Here is a 23,065-nt window from a genome sequence, read left to right as displayed (position 1 = left end):
TCTACACTTTCAGAACTTATATAATTTTTCATTGATGTCGATAGTTAGACAGATAACACTTGACCTGAGTAACCGTGTCGAGTGCCAACCTGTGAGGGGTTGATTGTGAGCATTCGAGGGAAAGAGCGTAGTGCGCGCCAGCGTCAGTCAGCGCCGAGCACACCTTGTCGAACGGTATGCCAATCAACTCGCGATCTGCGATGCGATTGAGGATGGCGTCGTGGACGATGTGATCGGTGATCGTGACGCTCTTTGGATCTGCGTGGCTCTTGAGCTGAACGATGACCTGCGTCGGATGCGAAGTGATTGTGAGCAGCCGGTAACGGCAGACTGCGATCATCGGGCCGGCCGCACGGGGCGAGGGAAACAGCAGTGGGCTGCCGACGGCCGCGGTGTTGTTTTGCCACCAGACAAGCGCCGGCCGGACAAAACCGTCAATGTCGACTCGGCGTGCCTCGCGCGGGCCGCGCTTCGGGAATAGGAGGTGCAGCCGCAGCGGCGATCCGATGCTCTCAAAAAATCGACTGATCGAAATCTCTTCTGGCATCTTCTTCCCCGAAATTGGTTCACCGTTCACCCATTACCGCGTCGGTCCTGGACGTCGTATGTTCTCTCGCGATCGCCGGCAAATGTAACCGAGACCCGCAGCGCTAGGGCTCGTTGATTGATCGCTTGGTGGAGACTCACTTCCGGCCACGTGATTCTTACACGCGATCGCGCGATCCACGTGGGCTGATCTCCCTCGACACCTTCCCCGGATGCTCCGATATTTCTATCAATGCCACTCCGCTCGTTTGGTACGAACTGACGACTTGGTGCCCGCCTCCGATGATCCTCGCCAATACACCTGCTCGGGCTGCACCGTATCAAAGCGGATCACCTGATCAAGCGGGACAACGTGCGTACGGTGCTGCAGCGGATCGTACAACGCGCATCGTTTGTCGGTACATGTCGCGATGAAGCCACCGTAATTCTCGCGCCCGCCGGCGATCGCCCGTTCAACATGCACCGGCCTGTAGCTCGACGAGTCGAAGATCGACGATGCGCAGCTATCGATCGCTCGCATCTCGTGTCGCGCATCATTGATGCCCCGTCTTTCAGCTTCATACTGAATCCATTGGAAGCCCAACAACACAAGACCCACCAATACCACGGCTGCGGCCACGCCCACGCAGCCCCAGATCACAAACGGGATTGTTCGTGGCTCGCCAGTTGGCGCGCGTGAAGGTGCCCGCGCTCCCCGTCGGGCGAGAAGCCACTCCTTGACCACCCACACGAGCATGAACCACATCGCAATCGCAACGGTTGGGAGCAGGACGCTGCTATAGAAACCCTGCACCCCGACCACCATGCCCCAATACGCGAGCGCGCCTCGATCCCATGGCAACAACTCAGCATCCACCCCGTAGGTGATCAGGTAAGCGTCCCGAAATGCCCGCCCTTGGCTATACAGCAGGGCACTGATGAGGGTCAGCCACAGTGCCGCACTCAGGGCAAGATTGACGGCTGCGACGATATGCGCGGGTAATGCGGTCGATGCCGCGCGACCGGCGCGGGCGCGCCGAGCAAAAGAAGATGACGGACGCACGGTTCCCCTTGATGAGCAAAACCACGGTGAATAACAGACCGGCGCTCGGACTTGGGGTCGAAGCGCACGCTCTAATTCTCACCCATTCGTCACCACAGTGTGAGTAAGCTCGCCGGCGTCGCCAGCGCAAGACTCGGATAGTCAAACCAGCCGTTTTGATATCCGGATGACTGGTTCTGACATGTTGCAGGAGGCCCACTGTCGCGCAGTCGGCCTAACGGCGCGCGGGACCAGTCACGGGCAGGGCGGCCGCCAAGGGCGCCGATTGGACAACCTCAGCCCGCACGCAGCAGCGATGCAGGGAGTGATCCGTGGGTTCCTGAAAGTTGCTCCGAAATAAAGGGTAACATAGTCCTTTATATGAACGCCTCCCGTTTGCGAAGGGTTTTCGTGTGCTCTGACTGCGACAGGATGGGTTGCAGCTTTATATCCGGGCTTGTTGCAGCCTGATACGCTGCGGCCCACCATGAAATCCGCTGACCCGCACCTCATTTACTTAGCGAGCTAGAAGCTCGAGGGACTATTCAGGTTTGGCGGGTCCCGGTCCGACCTGTCTTGTCATTACTTACGATTGCCAGCGCAACCTTTCGACGTATCACCCTGTAAAAGTTGATCTTCCTGCTACGCAACGCCGCTCGGTCAAACCAGTTTCACGCTCACGTAGCCCTTTTCGTACGGCCTGTCATGCGCCAGAATCGCCCAGATCGTGCGGGCTATCCTGTTCGCCTGTGCCACGATCGCCACATTCAGCAGTCGCCGCTTCCTGATCCCTTCAGCCCACGGCCCCGGTTCCTTAGTGAGGCACAGCACAGCCCGGGCACCATGAATCAGCAGCTTGCGCAGATACGTGTCGCCGCGCTTGCTGATTCCCAGCAACTGGACTTTGCCGCCCGAGCCCGTTTGCTTGGGCACCAGTCCGATCCAGGCTGCGAATTCGCGCCCGGACCGAAACGTCTTCGCATCGCCCATCGTCGCGACGGCCGCCGTCGCCGTCAGGAGACCTACGCCCGGTATCGCCACGATCGCCTTGCATGCCTTGTCCTCTCTCATCCACATCTGTAAGCGCCGTTCGATGCCGGCAATCTGCTTATCCAGCTCCGCCAGCCCGTTCCACTGTTCGCGCAGCGTGTCGATCAGGATCGCCGGCAGACGATCGACCAGTCGCTCCAGTACGCTCGGTATCGCTTTGTCCAGCGCGGCTCGGCCTTTGCCCATCACTTCGCCGTACTCGGTCAGCAGGCCGCGCAGGCCGTTGATCTGCATCGTGCGGAACTTCACCAGTTGCTCGCGCATCCGGTGCAGGCCCAGCACCGCCTGTTGCGTTTCCGTCTTCACCGCGACCGTCCTTTCTGCGTGCTGCACGGCAAGCCAGATCGCTTTCGCATCGACCGCGTCGTTCTTGTTGCCCATTACGAACGCCTTCACGAATTTCCCCGGCATCAGCTTCACCTCATGGCCCATCGCCTTGAGCTTGCGGGCCCAGTACTGCGAGCCCCCACAGGCTTCCATCCCGATCAGGCAGGGAGCCCGGTTCGCGAAATGCTCGAGGAATACAGCACGCTTCACCGGCTTGTTCACGATCTCGCCCGTCTCTGCGTCGATGTAATGGAGTTGCATCACGTTCTTTGCAATGTCCGCACCCACTGCCATATGCTTCATGTCGGAGCCTCCGGTTTGCCAGGAAAACCTCTATGGTCTTCCATCTGGGCACTCTGATGCCGTCGGCCCGTGAGGCTCCGCCTTCCTGCCGGCTCCCACCGATCACGGGTGGGAGGCGTTCATATCATTTACTATGTTCCCCTTCAGTTCTCGCGATTGAGCACCACAACGTCGACGAGATGTCACGCGGTCCTGTAAGTCTGTCGTCGCCCCCAAAAGGGCCCATGTTGAGCCACCCGTGCAGTCGGCACCACGTTCGTCCGTGCTCCTCCCTTCATCTTCTGTCACCCGCGGGGAGAGCGCCAACATCAGGTCATTCAGCCGGCTCGCATTGAGTGGATTTCCGTCCCAATTAGAAAGCATTGTGAAAGAATATCGCTTTCCCTTGCCACATCGACCTAGTGCGCATATTAACTTAGAAATACTAATCAATTTCCTTGACGGGCAACTTTTGCACGCTCCTGCCGACTCTCAAGCCCCCTAACGCAGCAGGAAATAAAGCATATTGCTATCAATTAGTTATCTCAATTTGTCACATAGTGAAATACGAGGTGCGGTCTTTTTTGCACATTTCTGCCCCCTTCTCCGAAGTGCGATCTTTTTTGTCTGTCGACATCAACCCCATTGGCAGCAGTGGTTTCAAGCATATCGTTAAATTACGATATATGATTCGCTCATCGACGATACCCGTTTGCCGAACCGACACGCCAAGCCCTTCCATGCCGACCGAAATCGACATCGACGCAATCCTGAAAGCGCTCTCGAACCCCGTGCGCCGGGAGATCCTCGTCTGGCTGAAAACGCCCAACGAGCATTTCCCGCAACAGACGCTGCCGTACGAACACGGCGTCTGCGCGGGCCAGATCGACGCGCGCTGCGGGCTGTCGCAGTCGACCGTCTCCGCGCACCTCGCCACGCTGCAGCGCGCGGGGCTCGTGACGTCGACGCGGATCGGCCAGTGGGCGTTCTTCCGGCGCAACGAGGCCGTCATCGACGCATTTCACGACGCCATGCGCCGCGAACTCTAACCATCGGCCCAACCGGCCATGCGGGGCGCCATCGCACATGACGCGCCGGCTTCCCCGCCTTTCGAGAAGAGGTTATCTGCCATGCCTACACTGTTCGACCCCGTTACCCTCGGCGACCTGAGCCTGCCGAACCGCATCGTGATGGCGCCGCTCACCCGCGCCCGTGCGGGCACGACGCGCGTGCCGAATGCGCTGATGGCGCGCTACTACAGCGAGCGCGCGTCGGCCGGCCTGATCATTACCGAAGCAACGTCGGTCACGCCGCAGGGCGTCGGCTATGCGGACACGCCGGGCATCTGGTCCGACGAGCAGGTCGAAGGGTGGAAGCAGGTGACGCAGGCCGTGCATGCGGCCGGCGGGCGCATCGTGCTGCAGCTCTGGCACGTCGGCCGGATCTCCGATCCGGTGTTCCTGAACGGCGACCTGCCGGTCGCGCCGAGCGCGATCGCCGCGGGCGGCCACGTGAGCCTCGTGCGTCCGCAGCGTCCGTACGTGACGCCGCGCGCACTCGAGCTCGACGAAATCCCGGGTATCGTCGCCGCCTACCGCAAGGGTGCCGAGAACGCGAAGGCCGCCGGCTTCGACGGCGTCGAGATCCACGGCGCGAACGGCTACCTGCTCGACCAGTTCCTGCAGGACAGCACCAACCACCGCACCGATGCGTACGGCGGCCCGATCGAGAACCGCGCGCGCCTGCTGCTCGAAGTGGTCGACGCCGCGATCGACGTGTGGGGCGCCGGCCGGGTCGGCGTGCACCTCGCACCGCGCGGCGACGCGCACACGATGGGCGATTCCGATCCGGCGGCCACGTTCGGTTACGTCGCTCGCGAGCTCGGCCGCCGCAAGATCGCGTTCATCTTCACGCGCGAATCGTATTCGGGCGACCACCTGAGCCCGCGCCTGAAGGAAGCGTTCGGCGGCCCGCTGATCGCGAACGAGCAGTTCACGCTCGACACCGCGCAAGCCGCGCTCGCCAGCGGCAGCGCCGACGCGATCGCCTGGGGCAAGCTGTTCATCGCGAACCCGGACCTGCCGCGCCGCCTCGAACTCGGCGCACCGCTCAACCAGCCGGTGCCGGAGACGTTCTACGCGGAAGGCGAAACGGGTTACACCGACTATCCGGCGCTGAGCGACGCGGCCTGACGGCCAGGCAGCACGTGTTCAGGCGCGCACGTCCGCGCGCATGAACACGCGCCGCGTTTCGTCAAGGCCGAGCGCGACGTGGTGCGCGCGAATCGCGCGCAGCGTATCGTCGAGCCATGCGTCATCGACGATGTCGAAACCGAGGCGCGCGTAGTACGGCGCATTCCACGGCGCATCGCGAAACGTCGACAGCAGCACCTGCTCGACGTGCTCCTGCACCGCGCGCGCCCTCACCTGTTCGATCAGGCGCGCGCCGATCCGCTGTCCGGCATGCGACGGCGCGACATCCAGTTCCTCCAGATACAGGCGCCGCGCATCAAGCAACCGGTAGAACGCGAACCCGACGCACGTCCCCTGCTGATCGACCGCGACATACGCTCGGCCGGCGTCGATGCGCGCGAGCACGGCGGCCGCATCCGTCGGCTCGCCGTCGGCGATGTCGGCCATGCCGATTTCGCGAAACCGCTGCGCGGCGGCGACTTCCACGGCGGCCATCGCCGCCGCGTCCTCGCGCGTGGCGGGACGAATCAGGATCGATGCTGTCATGACGGCAATTCAGGCAGGCTGGAACGGCCGTCACTATAATCGATACTTCATACGTTTCGAACGTCCCACTCCCGAGGCCCGCCATGACGCTGTCCACGCTCACCGTCTTCGCCTTCGCCCTGCTCGTCACCGCGGGCACGCCCGGACCGAGCGTCGCCGCGCTCGTCGCGCGCGTGCTGACGAACGGCATCCGCGACGTTTTGCCGTTCCTCATGGCAATGTGGCTCGGCGAAGCGCTGTGGCTCACGCTCGCGGTCGCGGGGCTGTCGGCGTTCGCGCGCACGTTCGCAACGGGCCTGTTCGTGCTGAAGCTGCTTGGCGTCGCGTACCTGCTGTTCCTCGCGTGGAAAATGTGGATCGCGCCCGCCGACACGGGCGCGGACGACCTGCCGCGCGGCCAGTCGCCGTGGCGCATGTTCGTCGCCGGCATGCTCGTGACGCTCGGCAATCCGAAGATCATGGTGTTCTATCTCGCACTCCTGCCGACCATCGTCGATCTCGCGCATGTCAGTGTCGCTGCGTGGGCCGAACTCGTCGGCACGATGCTCGCCGTGCTGATTCTTGCCGACTGCTTCTGGTCGCTGCTCGCATCGCGTGCACGCACGTTCCTGACATCGACGCGTGCGAAACGGATCGCGAACCGCACGAGCGCGACCGCGATGGCCTCCGCGGCAGTGGCGATCGCGACGCGGTAAGCGCTTCCGTCCGGCGCGTATCGCGGCGCCCGCCCTTGCCCGGGATTGCACATGAAAACCTGGCTATCGGCCGTCCTGCTCTGCCTGTCCGCCACGATCGCGCATGCGGCCGGCGTCAAGTTCGTCACGATTCCGGCCGACACCCGCGGCCCCGCGGTGCGGGCGGCCATCTGGACACCCTGCGCCGCCCCCGGCCGGCCGCTCACGATCGGCCCCTTCGTGCTGCAAGGGCAGCGCGACTGCCCGACCGCCGGCGACAAGCTGCCGCTCGTCGTGATCTCGCACGGCCACAGCGGCACGTTCCTCGGCCATCACGACCTCGCGGAAACGCTTGCCGACGCGGGCTACGTCGTCGCGGCGATCAACCATCCGGGCGACACGTTCTCCGACATGAGCCGCGCGGCCGATCTGAGCGACTTCGTCGAGCGTCCGGCCGACATCAAGCGCCTGGTCGACTACATGCTGGACAAGGCGCCGGATGCCGCACGAACCGACCCGACCCGCATCGGCTTCTTCGGTTTTTCGCGCGGCGGCTACACGGGCCTCGTGCTGGCCGGCGCCAACCCGGATTTCGTGCATGCGGCGCTCGCCTGCCCGGACCCGGCATGGCCGATCTGCCGGCAAATCCGCGACGGTGACGTGCCGAAAGCGCCGCTGACGCACGATCCGCGCATCAAGGCCTACGTGCTCGCCGATCCGTTCGACGCATTCCCGAGCGCCGACACGCTGAAGGACGTGCATGCGCCGATCCAGCTCTGGGCCTCCGAGGCCGGCGGCGACGGCGTGGTGCCGGAAATGGCGCCCGCGCTGGCGGCCCTGCTGCCGCAGCGGCCGGAATTCCACGTCGTGCCGAATGCCGCGCATTTCGCATTCCTGGCGCCGTGCCCCGAGCAGCTGGCGCGCGACGCGCCCGACATCTGCACCGACGCAAAGGGCTTCGATCGCGCGGCCTTCCACCGGACACTCGACGCGAAGGCGCTCGCGTTCTTCAACGCGAACCTGCGCTGACTAACAGCGAAACGCCTTGCGCCAGACGCCCTGCTCCGGCACGTGGTCATTGCATTCGATCAGCGCGCGCACCAGCGCCCAGTCGTCGTCGTCGCAGAAATCGAGCAGCATCGCGCCATGCGGGCCGCGCTGCGCATGCAACCGCTCGGCCAGCCTCGCATGAATGCCGGGCACCCTGCCGTCGCCGTGCGCCACCACGGACGGATTCGCGCCCATTCCCGTCCCGCTGCAGAAACTGATCGCCCAGCGGCCGCTGTCCGGCACCGGCAGGTGCGTCAGCAGCGCGTCGATCGCGCGCCACTTCCACGCGATCGATGCGGCCACCGGCACGCGATATTCGTCCTGGATCACGAACGCGCCGTCCGGATGATCGATCGTGAACGTCGCGTTGTCGGGCCATGCAGTCAGGTCGATGCCGAGCGGCCGGCCGCTGCGAAAGCGCCGCAGCAGCACGATCGCGCCGCGCACGTCGCCGAGCGCGGGCAGCGTGCCGCCGGCATGCCAGCGCAGCCGCGGGTACCGCGCGCGATGCGCGTCGAACGTCGCGTCGAACCCGCGTGTGCACGCCTGTGCCGGCCACTCGTCCTTCACCGACATCACGATGCATTCGCGCGGATGCGCGTCGAGAAAGCGCGCACAGCTTGCCAGCACGTCGTCGAACGTCATCCCCAGCGCGATACCGCCGTGATGAATATCGAACGCGTCGCGCACGTGCCGGCAGCGGATGTCGAGCAGCCGCACGCCGTGCGCGAGCTGCGCGTCGAGCGGCGCGCGCTGCGTGCGCACGAGCGCATCGTCGACCGTATACGCACAGGTGTCATGGCTGCCCGGTAGGGTCAGCGTATGCAGCAGCCGCGCATCGTCGAGCGCCGACATCCAGTCGGCGAGCGGCATGCACGTTTCGTGGCGCGAAGGGATCATGAATCGATGAATGACAAGGAAAGAAAACCGTGGGTGACGGCGTCGGATGTCGCGGCGCGGGCCGGCGTCTCGCGCTCCGCGGTATCGCGCGCATTTTCGCCGACGGCGAGCATCGCACCGCAAACACGCGAACGCGTGATGGCCGCCGCGCGTGCGCTCGGCTACCAGGTCAACCTGATCGCGCGCGACATGATCACGCAGCGCAGCAGCATGATCGGCGTCGTCACGGCCGGGTTCGAGAACCCGTTTCGCGCACGGCTGCTGTCGGACCTGATGGCCGCGCTCGGGCAGCGTGCGCTGACGCCGCTCGTGACCAACGCGGAAGATCCGCGCCAGGTCAGGCAATCGCTGGAACAACTGCTCAGCTACCGGATCGCGGGGCTCGTGATGACGTCCGCGTCGCCGCCGCTGTCGGTCGCGCAGCAGTACCTCGAACACCGGATTCCGGTCGTGATGATCAATCGCGAGGCGAACCTGCCGGGGGCCGATGTCGTCGTCAGCGACAACGCGGCGGGCGCCGTCCAGGCGGCGCAGCGGCTCGTGCGGGCCGGCGCGCGCCGGCTCGCGTTCGTCGGGCCGCGCGGGGCCAGCTACAGCGCGCGGTCGCGCGCCGCGGCATTCGAGCAGGCGCTCGGGCAACGCGACGCGTTCGGCGCGACGCTCGCCCGCGTGCTCGACACGCCGTCCGATACCCATGCCAGCGGGATCGACGCGGCGCGGCAACTGTTCGCCGCGAGCGAACGGCCCGACGGCGTGTTCTGCTCGTCCGACCTGCTCGCGCTCGGCGTGATCGACGTCGCGCGCAGCGAATTCGGCTTGCGCGTGCCGGACGACCTGTGCGTGATCGGCTTCGACGACATCCCCGCCGCCGAATACGACGCGTATCGGCTGACGACGCTCCGGCAGGACACGCGCGGCCTCGCGCACGCGGCGATCGACCTGCTCGCCGACCGCATGCAGACGTTCGACGGCCCGTCGCGCACGCGCGTCGTGCCGGTCGCGCAGGTGGTGCGGGACAGCTGCGCGTGACGGCGTGACATCGGGGGCGGCGCGGCCGCGCGTCACTTCAGCCCGCCCGCAAACCCGCGCAGCAGATAGCGCTGCACATAGCCGGCCACGGCCAGCGTGGGCAGCGACGCCATCAGCCCCGCGCTCATCAGGTCGCCCCAGTCGATGCCGTTCTCCGTCACGTAGCCGGCAATAGCGAGCGGCAGCGTGAAGCGGCTCGGCGTCGACACGAACAGCAATGCGATCAGAAACTCGTTCCATGCGGCGATGAACACGAAGATCGCGGTCGCGATCAGCCCCGGCGCGCACAACGGCAGCACGATCTGCACGAGCCGCCGCGCGAGCCTCGCACCGTCGATGCAGGCCGCCTCTTCGTACTCGATCGGCACTTCGCGAACGAACGCGAGCAGCATCCAGATCGCCATCGGCAACGCATAGATCTGGTACGCGAGCATGAGGCCGAACGTCGAATCGAGCAGGTGCAGCCGCTTCGCCAGTGCGAACAACGGCACCGCGATCGTGATCGGCGGCATCAGCTTCAACGCCAGCACGAGCACCAGGAACAGCAGGTCGAGCCGCGCCGGAAACCGGAGCCGCACGAGCGCATACGCGGCCGGAAACGCGAGCGCCAGCGCGAGCAGCGTCGTGCCGAAGCCGACCAGCAGCGAATTGAGCAGCGGCGCACCGATGCCGTTGGACCACACCGACGCGAAATGCTCGAGGGTCGGCGCGGCCGGCCAGATCCGCAGCGGATGATCGAGGCGTTCGAGCGTCGGCATGAAAGCCGCGCCGGCCATCCACAGGCAGGGCAGCAGCAACAGCACGAGCGCGACGACGCGCAAACCCCACGGCACCGCGCGACCGAATGCGGCGCCCGTGCGTGGGCCCCTGACGCGTGCGGGATGCGCCGTCATGCGCGCCGCTTGCGAACCGTCTGCCATACGTACCCCGAAACCAGCACCGCGGATGCCGCGAGCATCAGCACCGACGCGGCGCTGGCCGGGCCGACGTTGAAGAAGCGGAAGCCCGTGTCGTAGATATAGGTCGACAGCGTCTGCGTCGCATTGCCGGGGCCGCCGCCCGTCAGCGCATAGACCTTGTCGAACAGCTTGAACGTATCGATCGAGCGCAGCAGCAGCGCGAGGCCGATCTGCGGCGCCGCGAGCGGCAGCGTGATGTCGCGCAGGCACTGCCACTCGCTCGCGCCGTCGGTGCGCGCGGCCTCGTACAGCTCCTGCGGAATCGACTGCAGCCCGGCCAGCACGATCAGGAACGCCATCGGCGTCCACTGCCAGACGTCGACGAGCGCGAGCGACCAGAGCGCGAGATGCGGATCGGACAGCCAGCGCACGCCTTCGATGCCGAACGCCGCGAGCAGCGTGTTCAGGAAGCCGTCGAAGTTCAGCCAGTTGCGCCAGATCGCCGAGCACACGAGCGTCGACAGCATCATCGGCAGGATCGCGAGCGGCAGCGCGATGCGCCGGCCCGGAAACGCCCGCACGAACAGCAGCGCGAGACCGAAGCCCAGCGCGACTTCGGCGAGCGACGCGACGATCGTGAAGCGCAGCGTGTTGCCGAAGCCGGCCGCGAACGCGTCGTCGCCGAGCACCGCGCGGTAGTTCGCGAGCCCCGTGAACGCGCGGCGCCCGGCCGAGTAGTCGACCTGACAGAACGAATCGATCAGCACCTGCGCGACCGGATACAGCGCGAGCGCGGCGAGCACCAGCAGCGCGGGCCCGAGCAGGGCGACGAACGGCAGGCTGCGGCCGAAGGACTTCATGCGCGACCTCCGGCCACCGGGTTGACGCGGGCGGTCACTTGCCGGCCGCGGCCGTCGCCTGCGCGATCTTCTGCTGCGCCTGGCGCAGCGCGGCGTCGGGGGCGGCCTGCCCGGTCAGCGCGAGCTGCAGCTGGTCGCCGAGAATGCTCTCGACCTGCTGCCAGTCCTTCACGCGCGGCCGTGCGCGGCCGGCTTCGAGCGCCTTCAGCTGATCGGGATACCAGCGGTACTGGCGCACCAGCGCCGGATCGTTGAACACGCTGCGGCGGGTCGGCGGAATGCCGATGCCGGCGAGGCGCGTCTGCGTATCGCGCGCGGTCAGGTAAGCGAGGAAGTCCTGCGCGAGCTTCGCGTGCGGTGCGTCCTTCGGAATGCCCATCTGCCAGATGCCGAGCATCGGCGCCGGGCCGGCGGTCTGCCCGGGCGGCGGCTGCAGCGCGATCTGCCCGACCACGCGCGACTGCTTCGGATCGTCGAGCGCCGGCACCCACGCCGGCCACACCTCGATCGACTGCGCGGCCGTCCCGCGCTGCAGCGCGTCGCGCACTTCCGCGGCGCCGTACACGTCGACGTCCTTCGGTGCGGACGCCTTCAGCGCGAGGAACGTCTTCAGCGCGGCCTGCGCTTCGCGCGAATCGATCGTCACGTTGCCGGCTTGGTCGAACACGTCGCCGCCGTACGCCCACAGGATCGGCAGGAAGCCCGTCACGACGGGATTGCCCTTGGTCCCGCGAAACACGACGCCCGACACGCTCTTGTCCGCGCCGCCGACGGTCTGCGCGATCTTCAGCACGTCGTCCCAGTTGCGCGGCGGCTGCAGCTTGTATTTCGCGAGCAGGTCCTTGCGGTACGCGAACATCTCGACGTTGCCGACGATCGGCAGCGCGTACAGCGCACCGGCCGCGTTGCGGCCGAGCGCGACGGCGGACGGCACGAGATCGGCGTCCGCGAGCGACGCCGGCAGCGGCTTCAGCCAGCCGTTGCCGATGAATTCGGGCGCCCACGTGTCGTCCATCATCACGAGGTCGTACGTGCCGGTGCCTTCGCGCATCGACAGCTTGAGCTTCTGGTACAGGTTCGCGTTCGGCAGCTTGAGCAGCTCGATCTCGGTGCCCGGGTGCAGCTTGTTGAAGCCGGCGACGGCGTCGGCCAGCCCCTTGCCGTAGATGTCGTCGCGGCCCGCGATGACGAGATCGGCCGCAGCGGCGTGCGTGGCGGCGAAGGACAGCGCAAGGGCGGCGGACAGCGCGCGCAGGCGGCTCAGCAAGGTCATGAGGTCTCTCTCGTTCGGCGTGGTGGCGGAGCGGCCAGGCGTTGCACACGTGTGCAACGCGGGTGACGCGGCTGGCCGCCGGATGCGAACGCCATTGTTCACGCCGATCGTTAAGAATTTATGGCACACGGCGGGAACGGCCGCCGCCGCGCCCGGCTGCCCCGCCCCGCCTGCCGCTCCGCCCCTGCGCCCCGGTCAGAAGTTCACGCGGATCCCGGCCATCACGGCCAGTTGCCGGCTCGCGTTGCTGTTCGCGAGCACCGGGATCTGCGCGTAGTTCACCGCGTTGCCGTTCGCATCGGTGCCGAGCCCCGTGCCGCTGGCGATCTGGCCGATCGCGACCGCGTACAGCGCGGTGCGCTTCGACAGGCTGTAGTTCGTGCCGACATTCACCTGATGAAAGCGCGTCGTGCCGCGCCCGTCGGTATGGGCCGCGTTGAAGATGTACGCGACGCCGCCCTGCAGCGCCGGCGTGAACATGTACGTGACGTTCAGCTCGCCGATGTCGAACGTGAACGCCTGCGTGCGCGGCTGCGCGGCGGTCGAGAAATAGCGGCTGTCGCCGAGGCGCGTATGCGTGTACGTCAGCGCGACCGTCGCCGCGCCGAGCGCGACCGAGCCGCCCGCGCCGAACGCGCGCATCGAGCCCGCATCCTGCAGCAGGCAGTACATCGCGCCCGCGTTGCTGCACGCGAAATCGCCGATGTAGCCGCTCGCGCCGCCGAGCGCCGCGTCGAGCGGCTGGTGCAGGTCGAGATAGCCGACCGAGAAAGCCACCGGCGCACGCGTGTACGTCGCGGCCACCGCATAACCGCGCTTCGCGGAAAAGTCGCCGGCCTGCCCGCCGAAGCTGAACGTGCCGCCGAACGTGAGCCCGTGGAAATCGGCGCTGGTGAACTTCACCGCGTTGTTGAAGTTGAATGCGGCATTCAGGTTGTCGACGTCGCCGAGATGCGAGCCGTACGGCGTCGCCCAGTTGTTGCTCGACACGTACGCGCCGAGCATGTCGGTGTACGAGTCGTACTGGCGGCCGAGACCGAGCGTGCCGATGCCGTCCTGGCGCAGCCCGACCCACGCCTGCCGGCTGAACGCCGTGCCGCCCTGCAGCGCCTGCCCGTTCGCGGACAGGAACTGCTGCTCGAGCGTGAACACCGCGTCGAGCCCCCCGCCCAGCGGCTCGGCGCCCTGGAAACCGAAGCGCGACGGCACGAGGTTGCCGCCGCCCATCTGCCACGCATGGCCGCCGCCCGTGCTGCCGTCCGCACGCGTGAACTGCTGGTTCGTCGAGTAGATGATGCCGGTATCCACGGTGCCGTACAGCGTCACGCTTCCCGAGGTCTGCGCGTGTGCGTGCATGCAACCCAGCGTCGCCGCGGCTGCGGCCAGTCGTCGTCCGATTTTCATGTCCCGCCCTCTGTGTTCATCGATTCGCAGTGCAAATCGATGGCGTTGTCGATATGGGTGACGGGACTCTATCCAGCGAAAATTCAGGACCTCTATCGCAAATCGGCAAACGGTGGATTGCACTGCCCGCGACGCTGCCCGGCGGCGCCGTCGCGGGCAGCGCGCATCATTCGGGGCGCGTCGTCTGGGAAGGCAGTTCGCCGAACAGGTCGCGATACTCTCGCGCGAAATAGCCGAGATGCGTGAATCCCCAGCTCGCGGCGGCCTCGCCGACGCCGAGCTGCTGCGCCGACGTCGTGCGCAGCATGCGGCGCACCGCGTTCAGCCGGATCGTGCGCAGGTAGCCGACCGGCGTGACGTCGGCCACGCGTTGAAAACTCGTCTGCAACGTCCGGCGGCTGCAGCGCAGCGCGCGGCACAGTTCGAGCACGGTGACGGGCTCCTCGGGCCGGTCGCGCAGATGCTTCTCGCAACGGCTCACGATATCGCTGTAGGTGGCATGCGTGATGTCGCGGCGCTCGACACCGATACCCTGTTCGAGGGCATCGAGGAACATGCCGAGCATCGCGTCGCGAAACATCTTGCGCGTGGCCGCGTGCTCGAGGTGGCCCGGGTTGCGCTGCGCGTCGTCGATCAGCGCCGACAGCCGCACGCCGAGCGCAACGCCCTGTTCGTCGGACAGCCGCGTCACGTGCCGCAGCTTGCGCGCGCCGGCCGCGCCGAATTCGGCCTCGCACAACTCGTCGACCATGTCGGACGCCGCGCTGATCCCGACGAGCCCCATTCCTTCCGGCGTGTGGAATTCGAAATCCTCGCCGGCGCGCAGCGCGAGCAGCGCATAACCGTCGACCGGCTGGCCCTGGAAGGTGCCCGCGAGCGGGACGGACAACGGCACCGCGAGCGACGTGCGCCCGGCCGGCGCAAGCCCGGTTTGCGCGACGCGCCGGTTGGTGGTTTCGCGAAAGAAGTGGAAATCGTCGTACAGCACCTGCGTGACGGTGCCCTTGAAGGGGCCGGGCGTCATCTGGCGGTAGACCTGATGCCAGCCCGCGATCGCGAGCCCGTGATCGTGCACGTCTTCGTGTGAGCGTGACTGGAACAGCATCGGCATCTCCGGTAAAACCCTTGGTCCTGGATGCGGCCGCCGGATTCGCACGGCACGCAGCGCCACAGCTTACCCTCGCAAAATCCTGCGTAGTGCGGTTTCGAACGCAAGCAAGGCCGCCGACAGCGCGGCGGCCTGCTCGCCGGTCAGCCGGACGTAGCGGCGAAACGACGGCATCCGGTTCACGACCTCGCTGCCGCCGAACGGCACGATCACGAGCGTCCAGCGGCCGTCGCGCGCGCCGATCGTGCACTCGGTCAGGTGCAGCGGCCGCAGCGCGTCGACCAGCGACGGCTCGGCGACCAGCGCGGTCAGCGTGTCAGCGAATACGGGGTCGCATCCCGAGTCGCGTACCCCGTCGATCCCCGTCCGGCGCATCCAGCCGGTCTGCCGCACGCGGGCGCTACCCTGCGCGGCCGGCCCGCGCACGGTCGCGGCCACCTTCACGCTGACCGTATGCATCAGGAACTGCCGCTCGACGCGCTCGTCGACACTCACGCGCACGCCGTTCGGCAGGCGCGCCGTGGCGCCGCCCATATCGTCGGCCTCGCGCGCGGCCTGCAGGTCGGCCAGCACCCGCGCGGCGATCGCGCCGGGCCGATGACCGGGCGGCGGCGCGTCGGGCGCCGCGCGCCAGCGGGCGAGCGCGGCCTTCACGACGCAACGTGCTCGTTGCGCAGCACTTCCTCGACCGGCACCGGCCTGAACGGATGCCGGCGCTGCACGACGAGCGTCCAGAACAGCGCGTACAGCGCGGTGAGCCCGAGCATCGCGCCGAACGGCACGTAGATGTCGCGCGCGTTCATGCCCGGCGGCGTGATGTACCAGATCGCGAGCACGATGCCGACGCTCGACACGATCTGCGGCAGCGGGAACAGCGGCGACCGGTACGGGCGCGGTAGGTCCGGGCGGCGGATGCGCAGCATCACGACCGATGCCGTGACCAGCAGGTACGCGGTGCCCCACGCGCAGGTCGCGGCGAGCACGAGGTGCAGGATGCTGTCGAGATTGCCGTTGATCAGCCACGCGTGGAAAATCGGCACGATCGCCGCCGCCACGATGCCGACCACGGGCGTCTTGAAGCGCGGATGCAGGTATGCGAAGCAGCGCGGCAGCGCGCCGTCGATCGCCATCCCGTACAGGATGCGCGGCAGCCCGGCCATCAGCGTGTTGATCGTCGCGGCGCCCGCGCACAGGAACGCGATGCCGAACCACACGCGGCCGAACGGGCCGAGCACCTGCAGCGCGAACGCGGGAATCGCGCCCGGCGTGTCGAGCAGGTGCGTGAGGCCGTCGGGGCTCACCGGCACGTTCGCGACCTGGCGGCGGATCGCCGCGCCGTACAGGAACATGCAGATCGCGACGCCGACGAGGCCGAGCGCCATCGCGCGCGGAATCGTCCTGCCCGGCGCCTTCATTTCCGGCGCGAGCGGCGTGACGAACTCGCAGCCGACGAACATGAACATCGCCATCCCGACGAGCGACAGCACGGCCGGCACCGACGTGCCGACTTCCGAGCCGCCGAACCAGCCGTCGAGATGCACGGCGGGCGCGGCCGCGAGACCGAGGATCCCGAAGATCATCAGCGACAGCCACATGCCGGCCGTCAGCACGATCTCCAGCTTGCTGAACACCTTGATGCCGACGATGTTGGTGACCGCGAACGTGACCACGAGGCCGACGCCGACGAGCCACGAGCTGTTGTGCCTCTCGAACGCCGCGTTCAGCGATTCGAAGTTGACCAGCGCCATGATGCCGCTCAGGATCGTCTCGGCCGTGCCGGCGAACACGTGCACGAGGAAATACGCGGAAATCGTGCCGGTGATCGCCCAGAAGCGGCCGAGCCCGCACGACAGATAATCGTAGACCGAGCCGGCCGTCGGCAGCATCGCGGCGGCTTCGGAGAACGTGGTGGCCTGCGCCTGCATCATCACGAACGCGATGATCATCGCGACCGCGAACGCCCAGCCGCCCATCCCGAAGCCCGACGTCGCGGTGAGGATCACCGGGCTCGCCATGATGAGGCCGACGGCGCTCGCCAGCGCGGTCGGAAAACCGACCGCACCGGCCTTCAGCGCGGTGCCGCCGCCCGCTTGCGCCGGCGAGCCGGCGGACGTGTCGCCCGCGGCGCCGGAAACGCCTGACCATCCCGACATCTTCGTCTCCTTCCAGTGCTGGCCCGAACCCGCGCTTCGTCGGCGGCTGGTGCCAAATTTGCCTTGCGATCGGCCCGGGGCGGCGCTTCAGCGCTTCGTTCCCGGACCCCTGTCGATCACGGCGTGATCCGATGTCGAAAAAATACGCAGGCAAAAAAACCAGGTCATAGCGCAAATCGGCAAACCCGCGGCGGCGTTCGCGCGTCCCGCCGCCGGTTTGCCGTCATGCGGCTACGCCGTCACGCGAACGGCACGGCCTCGAAGCCCGCCGCGAGGGCGTCGACGATCCGGTCGAGCTGCTCGCGCTGGATCACGAGCGGCGGCGACAGGATGATCTTGGTGCCGACCGGGCGCACCAGCACGCCGTTCTCGCGGGCGACTTCCGCGACCGCGTTCGCATAGCCGGACAGCGGGTCGATCGGCTCGCGCGTGTCCTTGTTCGCGACGAGGTCGAGCGCGAGCATCAGCCCCTTGCCGCGCACCTCGCCGACCGCCGCGAAACGCTCCGCGAACGGCTTCAGCGCCTCGAGCAGATACGCCCCCTGCTTCGCCGCATTCGCCGGCAGGTCTTCCTTCACGACGATGTCGAGGCTCGCGATCGCGGCCGCGCATGCGACCGGGTGGCCCGCATACGTATAGCCGTGCATGATCGCGCCGCCGAAATCGGCATTCGCCGCGAATGCCTCCTCGATCCGCGCATTCACGACCGTCGCGCCGAGCGGCACGTAGCCCGACGAGATGCCCTTCGCGAGACACATGATGTCCGGGCGCACGCCCCAGCCGCGGCTGCCGAACAGGCTGCCGCTGCGGCCGAAGCCCGTCACGACCTCGTCGGCGATCAGCAGCACGCCGTAGCGGTCGCACACCTCGCGCACGAGCGGCCAGTAGTTGGCCGGCGGCACGATCACGCCGCCCGCGCCCTGGATCGGCTCCGCAATGAACGCGGCGACCGTGTCGGGGCTCTGGAACTGGATCTCGCGCTCGAGCAGTTCCGCGCAGATCCGGCCGAGTTCCTCGGGATCCTGCGTGAACGGGTTGCGGTACAGCCACGGCGTCTCGACGTGGAAGCAGCCGGGCAGGTTCGGTTCGTAGTTGCGGCGGAACACCGTGTTGCCGTTGACCGACGCGCCGCCGAAGTGCGTGCCGTGATAGCCCTGCTTCAGCGAAATGAACTTCGTGCGGTCGGCCTGGCCGCGCACCTTCCAGTACTGGCGCGCGATCTTCAGCGCGGTCTCGATCGAATCGGAGCCGCCCGAGCTGTACAGCACGCGGCGCATCCCTTCGGGTTCGAGCATGTCGATCACCTTCTTCGACAGTTCTTCCGCGCGCGGATGCGAAATGCCGTCGAACAGCTGGAAGTATTCGAGCTCGTCGAGCTGGCGCACGATCGCGTCCTTCACCTCCTGGCGGTTGTGGCCGACGTTCACGTTCCACAGGCCCGCGACGCCGTCGACGAGCTTGCGGCCCTGTTCGTCGAACACGTAGCAGCCGTCGCCGCGCACGATGCGGATCGGCTTGCGCTGCTTCATCTCGTTCGGGTGCACCATCGGGTGCCAGAATTTCGCTTCGTTGTAGCTCATTGCAATCTCCACTGTCGGATCGTTTGAACCTGGGTCGTTCGGATTCGGGGGCCGCGCCGCGCGTCAGTGCGCGATGCAGACGGATTTGGTTTCGGTGAAGCCTTCGATCGCGTACTGGCCGAATTCGCGGCCGATGCCCGATTGCTTGTAGCCGCCGAACGGCATCGACGGATCGAGCGGGATATGGCAGTTCACCCAGACGGTGCCGGCCTCGATCTGCGGCACGAGGTTCATCACGCGCTTCAGGTCGTTGCTCCAGACGCTCGCGGCAAGGCCGTACGGCGACGCGTTCGCGAGACGCACGGCGTCGGCCGCGTCGTCGAACGGCACCACGACGATCACGGGGCCGAACACCTCGTCGCGCACGATCGCGCTGTCCGGATGCGGATCGGCGATCACGGCCGGCTTCACGTAGTAGCCGGGCAGGTCGTCGGCCGGCGTGCCGCCCGCGAGGAACGTGAGGCCCGCGCGGCGCGCGCCTTCGATGTGCTGGACGACCTTGTCGCGATGATGCGCGGACACGAGCGGGTTGATCTGCGCGGTCGTGTCGAGGCCCGCGCCGAGCTTCATCGACTGCGCGACGCCGGCGAGGCCGTCGGCGAGCTGCGCGAACTTGCTGCGGTGCACATAGAGGCGCGACGCGGCCGCGCACACCTGCCCCTGGTTGAAGAACGCGCCGGCGGCGACCCCGTCGAGCGCCTGCGCGACGTCGACGTCATCGAGCATCACGATCGGGTTCTTGCCGCCGAGCTCGAGCGAGAAACGCGTCATGTTCTGCACGGCCGCCGCGCCGACCAGCTTGCCGGTCGCGGTCGAGCCCGTGAACGAGATCTTCGCGATCGACGGGTGGCTCGCGAGCGCCGAGCCGCAGACGCGGCCGCCCGTGACGACGTTGAACACGCCGGGCGGCACGCCGGCCTCGCGGGCGAGTTCGGCGAGGCGCAGCGCGGTGAGCGGCGTTTCCGGCGACGGCTTCAGCACGATCGTGCAGCCGGCCGCGAGCGCGGGAATCAGCTTCCACACGGCGATCATCAGCGGGAAATTCCACGGCACGATCGCGGCGACCACGCCGACGGGCTCCTTGCGCGTGTAGGCCGTATAGCGCGCGCCGGGCGGGAACGGGATCGACACGTCGAGCGTCTGGCCGGTGATCTTGGTCGCCCAGCCTGCCATGTAGCGCACGTATTCGACGCTCGCGCCGACCTCGATCGCGCGCGACACGTGGATCGACTTGCCCTGGTTCAGCGTTTCCAGCTGGGCGAGCGTCTCGGCGTCGCCTTCGATCAGGTCGGCGAGTTTCAGCAGGATGCGTTCGCGGTCGGCCGGGCGCAGCCCGCTCCATACGCGCGTGTCGAACGCGCGCTTCGCGCTGGCGACCGCGCGGTCGACGTCGCGAGCGTCGGCGTCCGCGACCGTCGCGAGCCGCTCGCCCGTCGCGGGGTCGTACACGTCGAGCCGCGCAGCCGATTGCGCGGGCTGCATGTCGCCGTCGATGAAGAGGCCGAAATCGCGCGCGACGAAGGTGCGCACGGTGTCGCTGACGGCGACGAAGTTCGTGTTGCTCATGGGCGTCTCGATGATTGTCGTGGCTGGACCGCGTGCCGGTGAGGCACGCGGGCGTCGGACCACTGTATCGACGAGGGATCGCGCCCGGTGAGCGCAAATTGGCAGCGCGTGACGGAAGGCGGCGGGTTCGAACCCCGCGGGTCGGATGGCGGGGCGTGACGGAGGAACCGACCGACAGGCTAGTTCTTGAAACCCTGCGACATCGACGCGAGGAAGTCGTATGCCTGGTAGTCCAGCCAGTACACCCCGAGTGCCAGCGGGATCAGAAAATACAGCGAATCGTACGTCCCGCTTCGCACGGTTCTGACGATGAAGATCGGCAGCGCAATGCTCAAGGCGACGACCACCAGCGAAGCGGCAGTGAGTGCGACATCCATTTTCCCGGCCCTTTGATTGTTATCAAAACGACGATCGTGCATGGTACTGCACGACGTCGGGGCCCCGCTTGCAGGACGACTACAGAAACAGCGCCCCGACCAGTTCGGTACGGTTCGACACGCCGAGCTTGCGATACATGCGCATCAGGTGGGTCTTGATCGTCGGTTGCCCGAGCGCGAGATCGCGCGCGATCTCCTTGTTCGAGCGCCCGTCCCGCACGAGGCGCGCGATCTGTTCCTCGCGATAGGTGAGCCGCTCCTCGCAGCCGATCCGGTGGATCCCCCGCCGCGCGCGCAGCAGCGGGCCCAGCGCGGCTTCGGCCATCGGCTGCAGCCGCGCGAGCGCGTCGATTTCGCCGGGCGCGAACCGCCCTGCCGTGCGGTGGCCGGACGCGTCCCCGGTCCCGAAACGCAACAGCGAAAACGCGCCGATCGTGCGGCCCGCGTCGCGCAGCCAGATCTCGACGACGTCGGCCACGTCGTGGCGCCGCAGGAAACGGGTCCAGTACGCGGACGCCTCGCGTCTTTCGTCAGGCAATTGGGAGGCGAGCGTCACGACCGCGCGCTCACCGGCCGCGCAGCGCGACGGATGCAGCGGATCGAGCATCCGGTAGCGGGCGACATAGGTGCGATGCATCGATTCCGGCATCCCGAACAGCTCGAAATCGGCCGGTTCGCCGCTCTGGTCGAGCCGGTAGAACACGATCGCGGACGGGCTCGCGAACGCGTCGAACACCTCCACGCACGCGCGCAGCGCACGCTGCCAGTCGGCGGCGGCGTGATCGACGGGAACGGATGGGATCGGCATGGTGGAATCGGCGGCGGGCGAACGGATCGAATAGCGAAGTCCGGGCCAGCCTACCGGCGCCGAAAAGCGCCGGTGAGCACAAATCGGCAAATCGTCCCGGTCCGGCGACGGTGGCCGGTCCGGCCGGGACGATACGCGCGCGACGATGCGCGCGCCATCATTCAGCGCGCGTTCGCGGAGAACGTGTCGCAGGCGCTCACCTCGCCCGATTCCATCCCGCGCCGCAGCCAGTACACGCGCTGTTCGCTGGTGCCGTGCGTGAAGCTTTCCGGCACGACGTAGCCTTGCCCCTGCTGCTGCAGGCGATCGTCGCCGATCGCGGCGGCCGCCTTCAGCCCCTGCTCGAAATCGCCGGGCTCCATCAGCCGCTGGTTGGCGCGCTGCGCATTGTTCGCCCACACGCCGGCGAAGCAGTCGGCCTGCAGCTCCATCCGCACCGACAGCGCGTTCGAGCGCGCCTGGCTCGACCGGCGGCGCGCCGCATCGACCTTGTCGGAAATGCCGAGCAGGTTCTGCACGTGATGGCCGACTTCGTGCGCGATCACGTAGGCCTGCGCGAAATCGCCGCCCGCGCCGAAACGCTTGCGCAGTTCGTCGTAGAAGCCGAGGTCGATATACACCTTGCGGTCGGCCGGGCAATAGAACGGCCCCATCGCCGTCTGGCCCGTGCCGCAGGCGGTCGGCGTCGAGTTCGTGAACATCACGAGCTTCGGCGCCTGATACTGCGCGTGCAGCTGGGTCGAGAAGACGCCCGTCCACGTGTCCTCGATGTTGGCGAGCACCTTGCGCGTGAACACCGCGCCCGGATCGGCGGCCGGCGCGCCCTGGCGTTGCTCCGGCGCGGGTTGCGCCTGCTGCTGGCGGCCCTGCAGCGCCGACGCGCCCTCGAGCACCACGCGCGGGTCGATCCCGAAGAAATACGACGCGGCCAGCGCGACCACGATCGTGCCGATGCCGATCGTCGCACCGCGCCCGCCGCCGAAACCGCCGGCGCCGCGGCGATCCTCGACGTTCATGCTTTCTCTTTCGTCGTCCAGCCTCATTGCCGGCCCCTCCCTGTCCTTGTCGATGGTCCGGCCGCGCCAGCGCGCAACCGGGCGATACGTCGCGACGACTCGATCCAGCGGCGGACGCGATCCCCGCGCAGCGGATGCACGCTCGCGCCGTTCCTGCCGGCCCGCCGCGCCGCTCGCACGACGGAATCGGCCGGCCGACGCGCCGCGCGTCGATGCGCGCGTACGCCCGCGCTATTTTGCCGGGCTTTCGCGACTTATCCCAAAAATTTGGAGGATAGAGCGATTCGGCGCAGGACATCGTCAGCCTTTGCAAAATGGGCAGGACCGAACCGGCCGTCCGGACGGCCTTCATTCATCCTTTCGGCGGATACCGCCACGTGCCGGCACCGCCTAAAGTGGCCGCT

Annotated in this window: 23 protein-coding genes; 5 read left to right on the top strand and 18 right to left on the bottom strand. The window is 67.2% G+C overall.

The window, feature by feature from the left end:
• Positions 1–28 precede the first annotated feature (28 nt).
• From HWX00_RS16955 to HWX00_RS16940, 4 genes are all read right to left on the bottom strand, one after another.
• Positions 29–547 carry a hypothetical protein gene (locus HWX00_RS16955; protein ID WP_175029250.1) on the bottom strand — a complete coding sequence of 173 codons (519 nt, stop codon included), beginning with the start codon at positions 545–547 and terminating at the stop codon, positions 29–31.
• Positions 548–775: 228 nt separating this feature from the next.
• A complete protein-coding gene (locus HWX00_RS16950; RefSeq protein ID WP_175029251.1) occupies positions 776–1,588 on the bottom strand; it encodes a hypothetical protein in 813 nt (270 codons plus the stop codon).
• Positions 1,589–2,227: 639 nt separating this feature from the next.
• Positions 2,228–3,247, bottom strand: a complete 1,020-nt coding sequence (locus HWX00_RS16945; protein ID WP_175029252.1) for an IS110 family RNA-guided transposase — start codon at positions 3,245–3,247, stop codon at positions 2,228–2,230.
• A gap of 532 nt (positions 3,248–3,779) precedes the next feature.
• Positions 3,780–3,986 (bottom strand): hypothetical protein, encoded by a 207-nt coding sequence (locus tag HWX00_RS16940; RefSeq protein WP_175029253.1) that lies wholly within the window; start codon positions 3,984–3,986, stop codon positions 3,780–3,782.
• On the opposite strand from HWX00_RS16940, the gene HWX00_RS16935 reads away from it, so the two are divergent.
• Positions 3,967–4,275 carry an ArsR/SmtB family transcription factor gene (locus HWX00_RS16935; protein ID WP_034189475.1) on the top strand — a complete coding sequence of 103 codons (309 nt, stop codon included), beginning with the start codon at positions 3,967–3,969 and terminating at the stop codon, positions 4,273–4,275. The genes HWX00_RS16940 and HWX00_RS16935 overlap by 20 nt on opposite strands.
• An 81-nt stretch (positions 4,276–4,356) precedes the next feature.
• Positions 4,357–5,418: an alkene reductase gene (locus tag HWX00_RS16930; protein ID WP_034189474.1), complete on the top strand. Its 1,062-nt coding sequence runs from the start codon at positions 4,357–4,359 to the stop codon at positions 5,416–5,418.
• An 18-nt stretch (positions 5,419–5,436) separates the two neighbouring features.
• Here HWX00_RS16930 and HWX00_RS16925 read toward each other — a convergent pair whose 3' ends face one another.
• The gene (locus tag HWX00_RS16925; RefSeq protein ID WP_034189473.1) at positions 5,437–5,964 is read right to left on the bottom strand and encodes a GNAT family N-acetyltransferase; all 528 of its coding nucleotides are present in this window, start codon (positions 5,962–5,964) and stop codon (positions 5,437–5,439) included.
• A gap of 83 nt (positions 5,965–6,047) precedes the next feature.
• Between HWX00_RS16925 and HWX00_RS16920 the strand changes: the two genes are divergently transcribed.
• Positions 6,048–6,659: a LysE family translocator gene (locus HWX00_RS16920; RefSeq protein WP_175029254.1), complete on the top strand. Its 612-nt coding sequence runs from the start codon at positions 6,048–6,050 to the stop codon at positions 6,657–6,659.
• 51 nt (positions 6,660–6,710) lie between these two features.
• Complete coding sequence (locus HWX00_RS16915) at positions 6,711–7,667, top strand: alpha/beta hydrolase family protein (RefSeq protein WP_124607741.1); 957 nt, start codon at positions 6,711–6,713, stop codon at positions 7,665–7,667.
• Here the strand turns inward: HWX00_RS16915 and HWX00_RS16910 are convergent, their stop codons facing one another.
• Positions 7,668–8,588 (bottom strand): phosphatidylinositol-specific phospholipase C, encoded by a 921-nt coding sequence (locus HWX00_RS16910; protein ID WP_175029255.1) that lies wholly within the window; start codon positions 8,586–8,588, stop codon positions 7,668–7,670. It abuts the gene before it with no gap.
• 6 nt (positions 8,589–8,594) lie between these two features.
• Between HWX00_RS16910 and HWX00_RS16905 the strand changes: the two genes are divergently transcribed.
• Positions 8,595–9,617: a LacI family DNA-binding transcriptional regulator gene (locus HWX00_RS16905; protein ID WP_175868126.1), complete on the top strand. Its 1,023-nt coding sequence runs from the start codon at positions 8,595–8,597 to the stop codon at positions 9,615–9,617.
• A gap of 32 nt (positions 9,618–9,649) precedes the next feature.
• Here HWX00_RS16905 and HWX00_RS16900 read toward each other — a convergent pair whose 3' ends face one another.
• The 12 genes from HWX00_RS16900 to ypfJ form a co-directional block, all read right to left on the bottom strand.
• Positions 9,650–10,537 (bottom strand): carbohydrate ABC transporter permease, encoded by an 888-nt coding sequence (locus HWX00_RS16900; protein WP_175028388.1) that lies wholly within the window; start codon positions 10,535–10,537, stop codon positions 9,650–9,652.
• Complete coding sequence (locus HWX00_RS16895; protein ID WP_034189469.1) at positions 10,507–11,376, bottom strand: carbohydrate ABC transporter permease; 870 nt, start codon at positions 11,374–11,376, stop codon at positions 10,507–10,509. Before HWX00_RS16895 ends, HWX00_RS16900 begins: the two co-directional genes overlap by 31 nt.
• A 34-nt stretch (positions 11,377–11,410) precedes the next feature.
• Positions 11,411–12,649 carry an ABC transporter substrate-binding protein gene (locus tag HWX00_RS16890; protein WP_175028389.1) on the bottom strand — a complete coding sequence of 413 codons (1,239 nt, stop codon included), beginning with the start codon at positions 12,647–12,649 and terminating at the stop codon, positions 11,411–11,413.
• Between the two features lie 195 nt (positions 12,650–12,844).
• The gene (locus HWX00_RS16885; RefSeq protein WP_034189467.1) at positions 12,845–14,053 is read right to left on the bottom strand and encodes a porin; all 1,209 of its coding nucleotides are present in this window, start codon (positions 14,051–14,053) and stop codon (positions 12,845–12,847) included.
• Positions 14,054–14,219: 166 nt separating this feature from the next.
• A complete protein-coding gene (locus HWX00_RS16880; protein WP_034189533.1) occupies positions 14,220–15,158 on the bottom strand; it encodes a helix-turn-helix domain-containing protein in 939 nt (312 codons plus the stop codon).
• A 69-nt stretch (positions 15,159–15,227) separates the two neighbouring features.
• The gene (locus HWX00_RS16875; RefSeq protein ID WP_175028390.1) at positions 15,228–15,815 is read right to left on the bottom strand and encodes a DUF3156 family protein; all 588 of its coding nucleotides are present in this window, start codon (positions 15,813–15,815) and stop codon (positions 15,228–15,230) included.
• The gene (locus HWX00_RS16870) at positions 15,812–17,314 is read right to left on the bottom strand and encodes an APC family permease (protein ID WP_175028391.1); all 1,503 of its coding nucleotides are present in this window, start codon (positions 17,312–17,314) and stop codon (positions 15,812–15,814) included. Before HWX00_RS16870 ends, HWX00_RS16875 begins: the two co-directional genes overlap by 4 nt.
• Before the next feature lie 239 nt (positions 17,315–17,553).
• A complete protein-coding gene (locus HWX00_RS16865; RefSeq protein ID WP_034189464.1) occupies positions 17,554–18,894 on the bottom strand; it encodes an aspartate aminotransferase family protein in 1,341 nt (446 codons plus the stop codon).
• Positions 18,895–18,957: 63 nt separating this feature from the next.
• Positions 18,958–20,460 (bottom strand): aldehyde dehydrogenase family protein, encoded by a 1,503-nt coding sequence (locus HWX00_RS16860; protein WP_034189463.1) that lies wholly within the window; start codon positions 20,458–20,460, stop codon positions 18,958–18,960.
• A gap of 179 nt (positions 20,461–20,639) precedes the next feature.
• On the bottom strand, positions 20,640–20,879 hold the full coding sequence (locus HWX00_RS16855) for a hypothetical protein (protein WP_226194094.1): 240 nt from the start codon (positions 20,877–20,879) through the stop codon (positions 20,640–20,642).
• A gap of 37 nt (positions 20,880–20,916) precedes the next feature.
• A complete protein-coding gene (locus HWX00_RS16850; protein ID WP_175028392.1) occupies positions 20,917–21,645 on the bottom strand; it encodes a helix-turn-helix transcriptional regulator in 729 nt (242 codons plus the stop codon).
• A 161-nt stretch (positions 21,646–21,806) separates the two neighbouring features.
• Entirely contained in the window at positions 21,807–22,688 is an 882-nt protein-coding gene (gene ypfJ, locus HWX00_RS16845; protein WP_034189460.1) for a KPN_02809 family neutral zinc metallopeptidase, read from the bottom strand.
• Positions 22,689–23,065 lie beyond the last annotated feature (377 nt).

The sequence above is a fragment of the Burkholderia seminalis DSM 23518 genome (assembly GCF_902832885.1).
Taxonomy (GTDB): domain Bacteria; phylum Pseudomonadota; class Gammaproteobacteria; order Burkholderiales; family Burkholderiaceae; genus Burkholderia; species Burkholderia seminalis.
Note: the sequence above shows the minus strand (reverse complement) of the source record. Positions and strands in the feature narration are given on the sequence as shown.

What these genes read in the sequence shown, in the direction of transcription:
- HWX00_RS16935 (WP_034189475.1), top strand. Translation starts at nt 3,967, where the DNA reads ATGCCGACCGAAATCGACATCGACGCAATCCTGAAAGCGCTCTCGAAC.
- HWX00_RS16855 (WP_226194094.1), bottom strand. Translation starts at nt 20,879, where the DNA reads ATGCACGATCGTCGTTTTGATAACAATCAAAGGGCCGGGAAAATGGAT.
- HWX00_RS16885 (WP_034189467.1), bottom strand. Translation starts at nt 14,053, where the DNA reads ATGAAAATCGGACGACGACTGGCCGCAGCCGCGGCGACGCTGGGTTGC.
- HWX00_RS16900 (WP_175028388.1), bottom strand. Translation starts at nt 10,537, where the DNA reads ATGGCAGACGGTTCGCAAGCGGCGCGCATGACGGCGCATCCCGCACGC.
- HWX00_RS16865 (WP_034189464.1), bottom strand. Translation starts at nt 18,894, where the DNA reads ATGAGCTACAACGAAGCGAAATTCTGGCACCCGATGGTGCACCCGAAC.
- HWX00_RS16955 (WP_175029250.1), bottom strand. Translation starts at nt 547, where the DNA reads ATGCCAGAAGAGATTTCGATCAGTCGATTTTTTGAGAGCATCGGATCG.
- HWX00_RS16910 (WP_175029255.1), bottom strand. Translation starts at nt 8,588, where the DNA reads ATGATCCCTTCGCGCCACGAAACGTGCATGCCGCTCGCCGACTGGATG.
- HWX00_RS16905 (WP_175868126.1), top strand. Translation starts at nt 8,595, where the DNA reads ATGAATGACAAGGAAAGAAAACCGTGGGTGACGGCGTCGGATGTCGCG.
- ypfJ (WP_034189460.1), bottom strand. Translation starts at nt 22,688, where the DNA reads ATGAGGCTGGACGACGAAAGAGAAAGCATGAACGTCGAGGATCGCCGC.
- HWX00_RS16925 (WP_034189473.1), bottom strand. Translation starts at nt 5,964, where the DNA reads ATGACAGCATCGATCCTGATTCGTCCCGCCACGCGCGAGGACGCGGCG.
- HWX00_RS16880 (WP_034189533.1), bottom strand. Translation starts at nt 15,158, where the DNA reads ATGCTGTTCCAGTCACGCTCACACGAAGACGTGCACGATCACGGGCTC.
- HWX00_RS16860 (WP_034189463.1), bottom strand. Translation starts at nt 20,460, where the DNA reads ATGAGCAACACGAACTTCGTCGCCGTCAGCGACACCGTGCGCACCTTC.
- HWX00_RS16930 (WP_034189474.1), top strand. Translation starts at nt 4,357, where the DNA reads ATGCCTACACTGTTCGACCCCGTTACCCTCGGCGACCTGAGCCTGCCG.
- HWX00_RS16870 (WP_175028391.1), bottom strand. Translation starts at nt 17,314, where the DNA reads ATGTCGGGATGGTCAGGCGTTTCCGGCGCCGCGGGCGACACGTCCGCC.
- HWX00_RS16945 (WP_175029252.1), bottom strand. Translation starts at nt 3,247, where the DNA reads ATGAAGCATATGGCAGTGGGTGCGGACATTGCAAAGAACGTGATGCAA.
- HWX00_RS16890 (WP_175028389.1), bottom strand. Translation starts at nt 12,649, where the DNA reads ATGACCTTGCTGAGCCGCCTGCGCGCGCTGTCCGCCGCCCTTGCGCTG.
- HWX00_RS16920 (WP_175029254.1), top strand. Translation starts at nt 6,048, where the DNA reads ATGACGCTGTCCACGCTCACCGTCTTCGCCTTCGCCCTGCTCGTCACC.
- HWX00_RS16940 (WP_175029253.1), bottom strand. Translation starts at nt 3,986, where the DNA reads ATGTCGATTTCGGTCGGCATGGAAGGGCTTGGCGTGTCGGTTCGGCAA.
- HWX00_RS16915 (WP_124607741.1), top strand. Translation starts at nt 6,711, where the DNA reads ATGAAAACCTGGCTATCGGCCGTCCTGCTCTGCCTGTCCGCCACGATC.
- HWX00_RS16895 (WP_034189469.1), bottom strand. Translation starts at nt 11,376, where the DNA reads ATGAAGTCCTTCGGCCGCAGCCTGCCGTTCGTCGCCCTGCTCGGGCCC.
- HWX00_RS16850 (WP_175028392.1), bottom strand. Translation starts at nt 21,645, where the DNA reads ATGCCGATCCCATCCGTTCCCGTCGATCACGCCGCCGCCGACTGGCAG.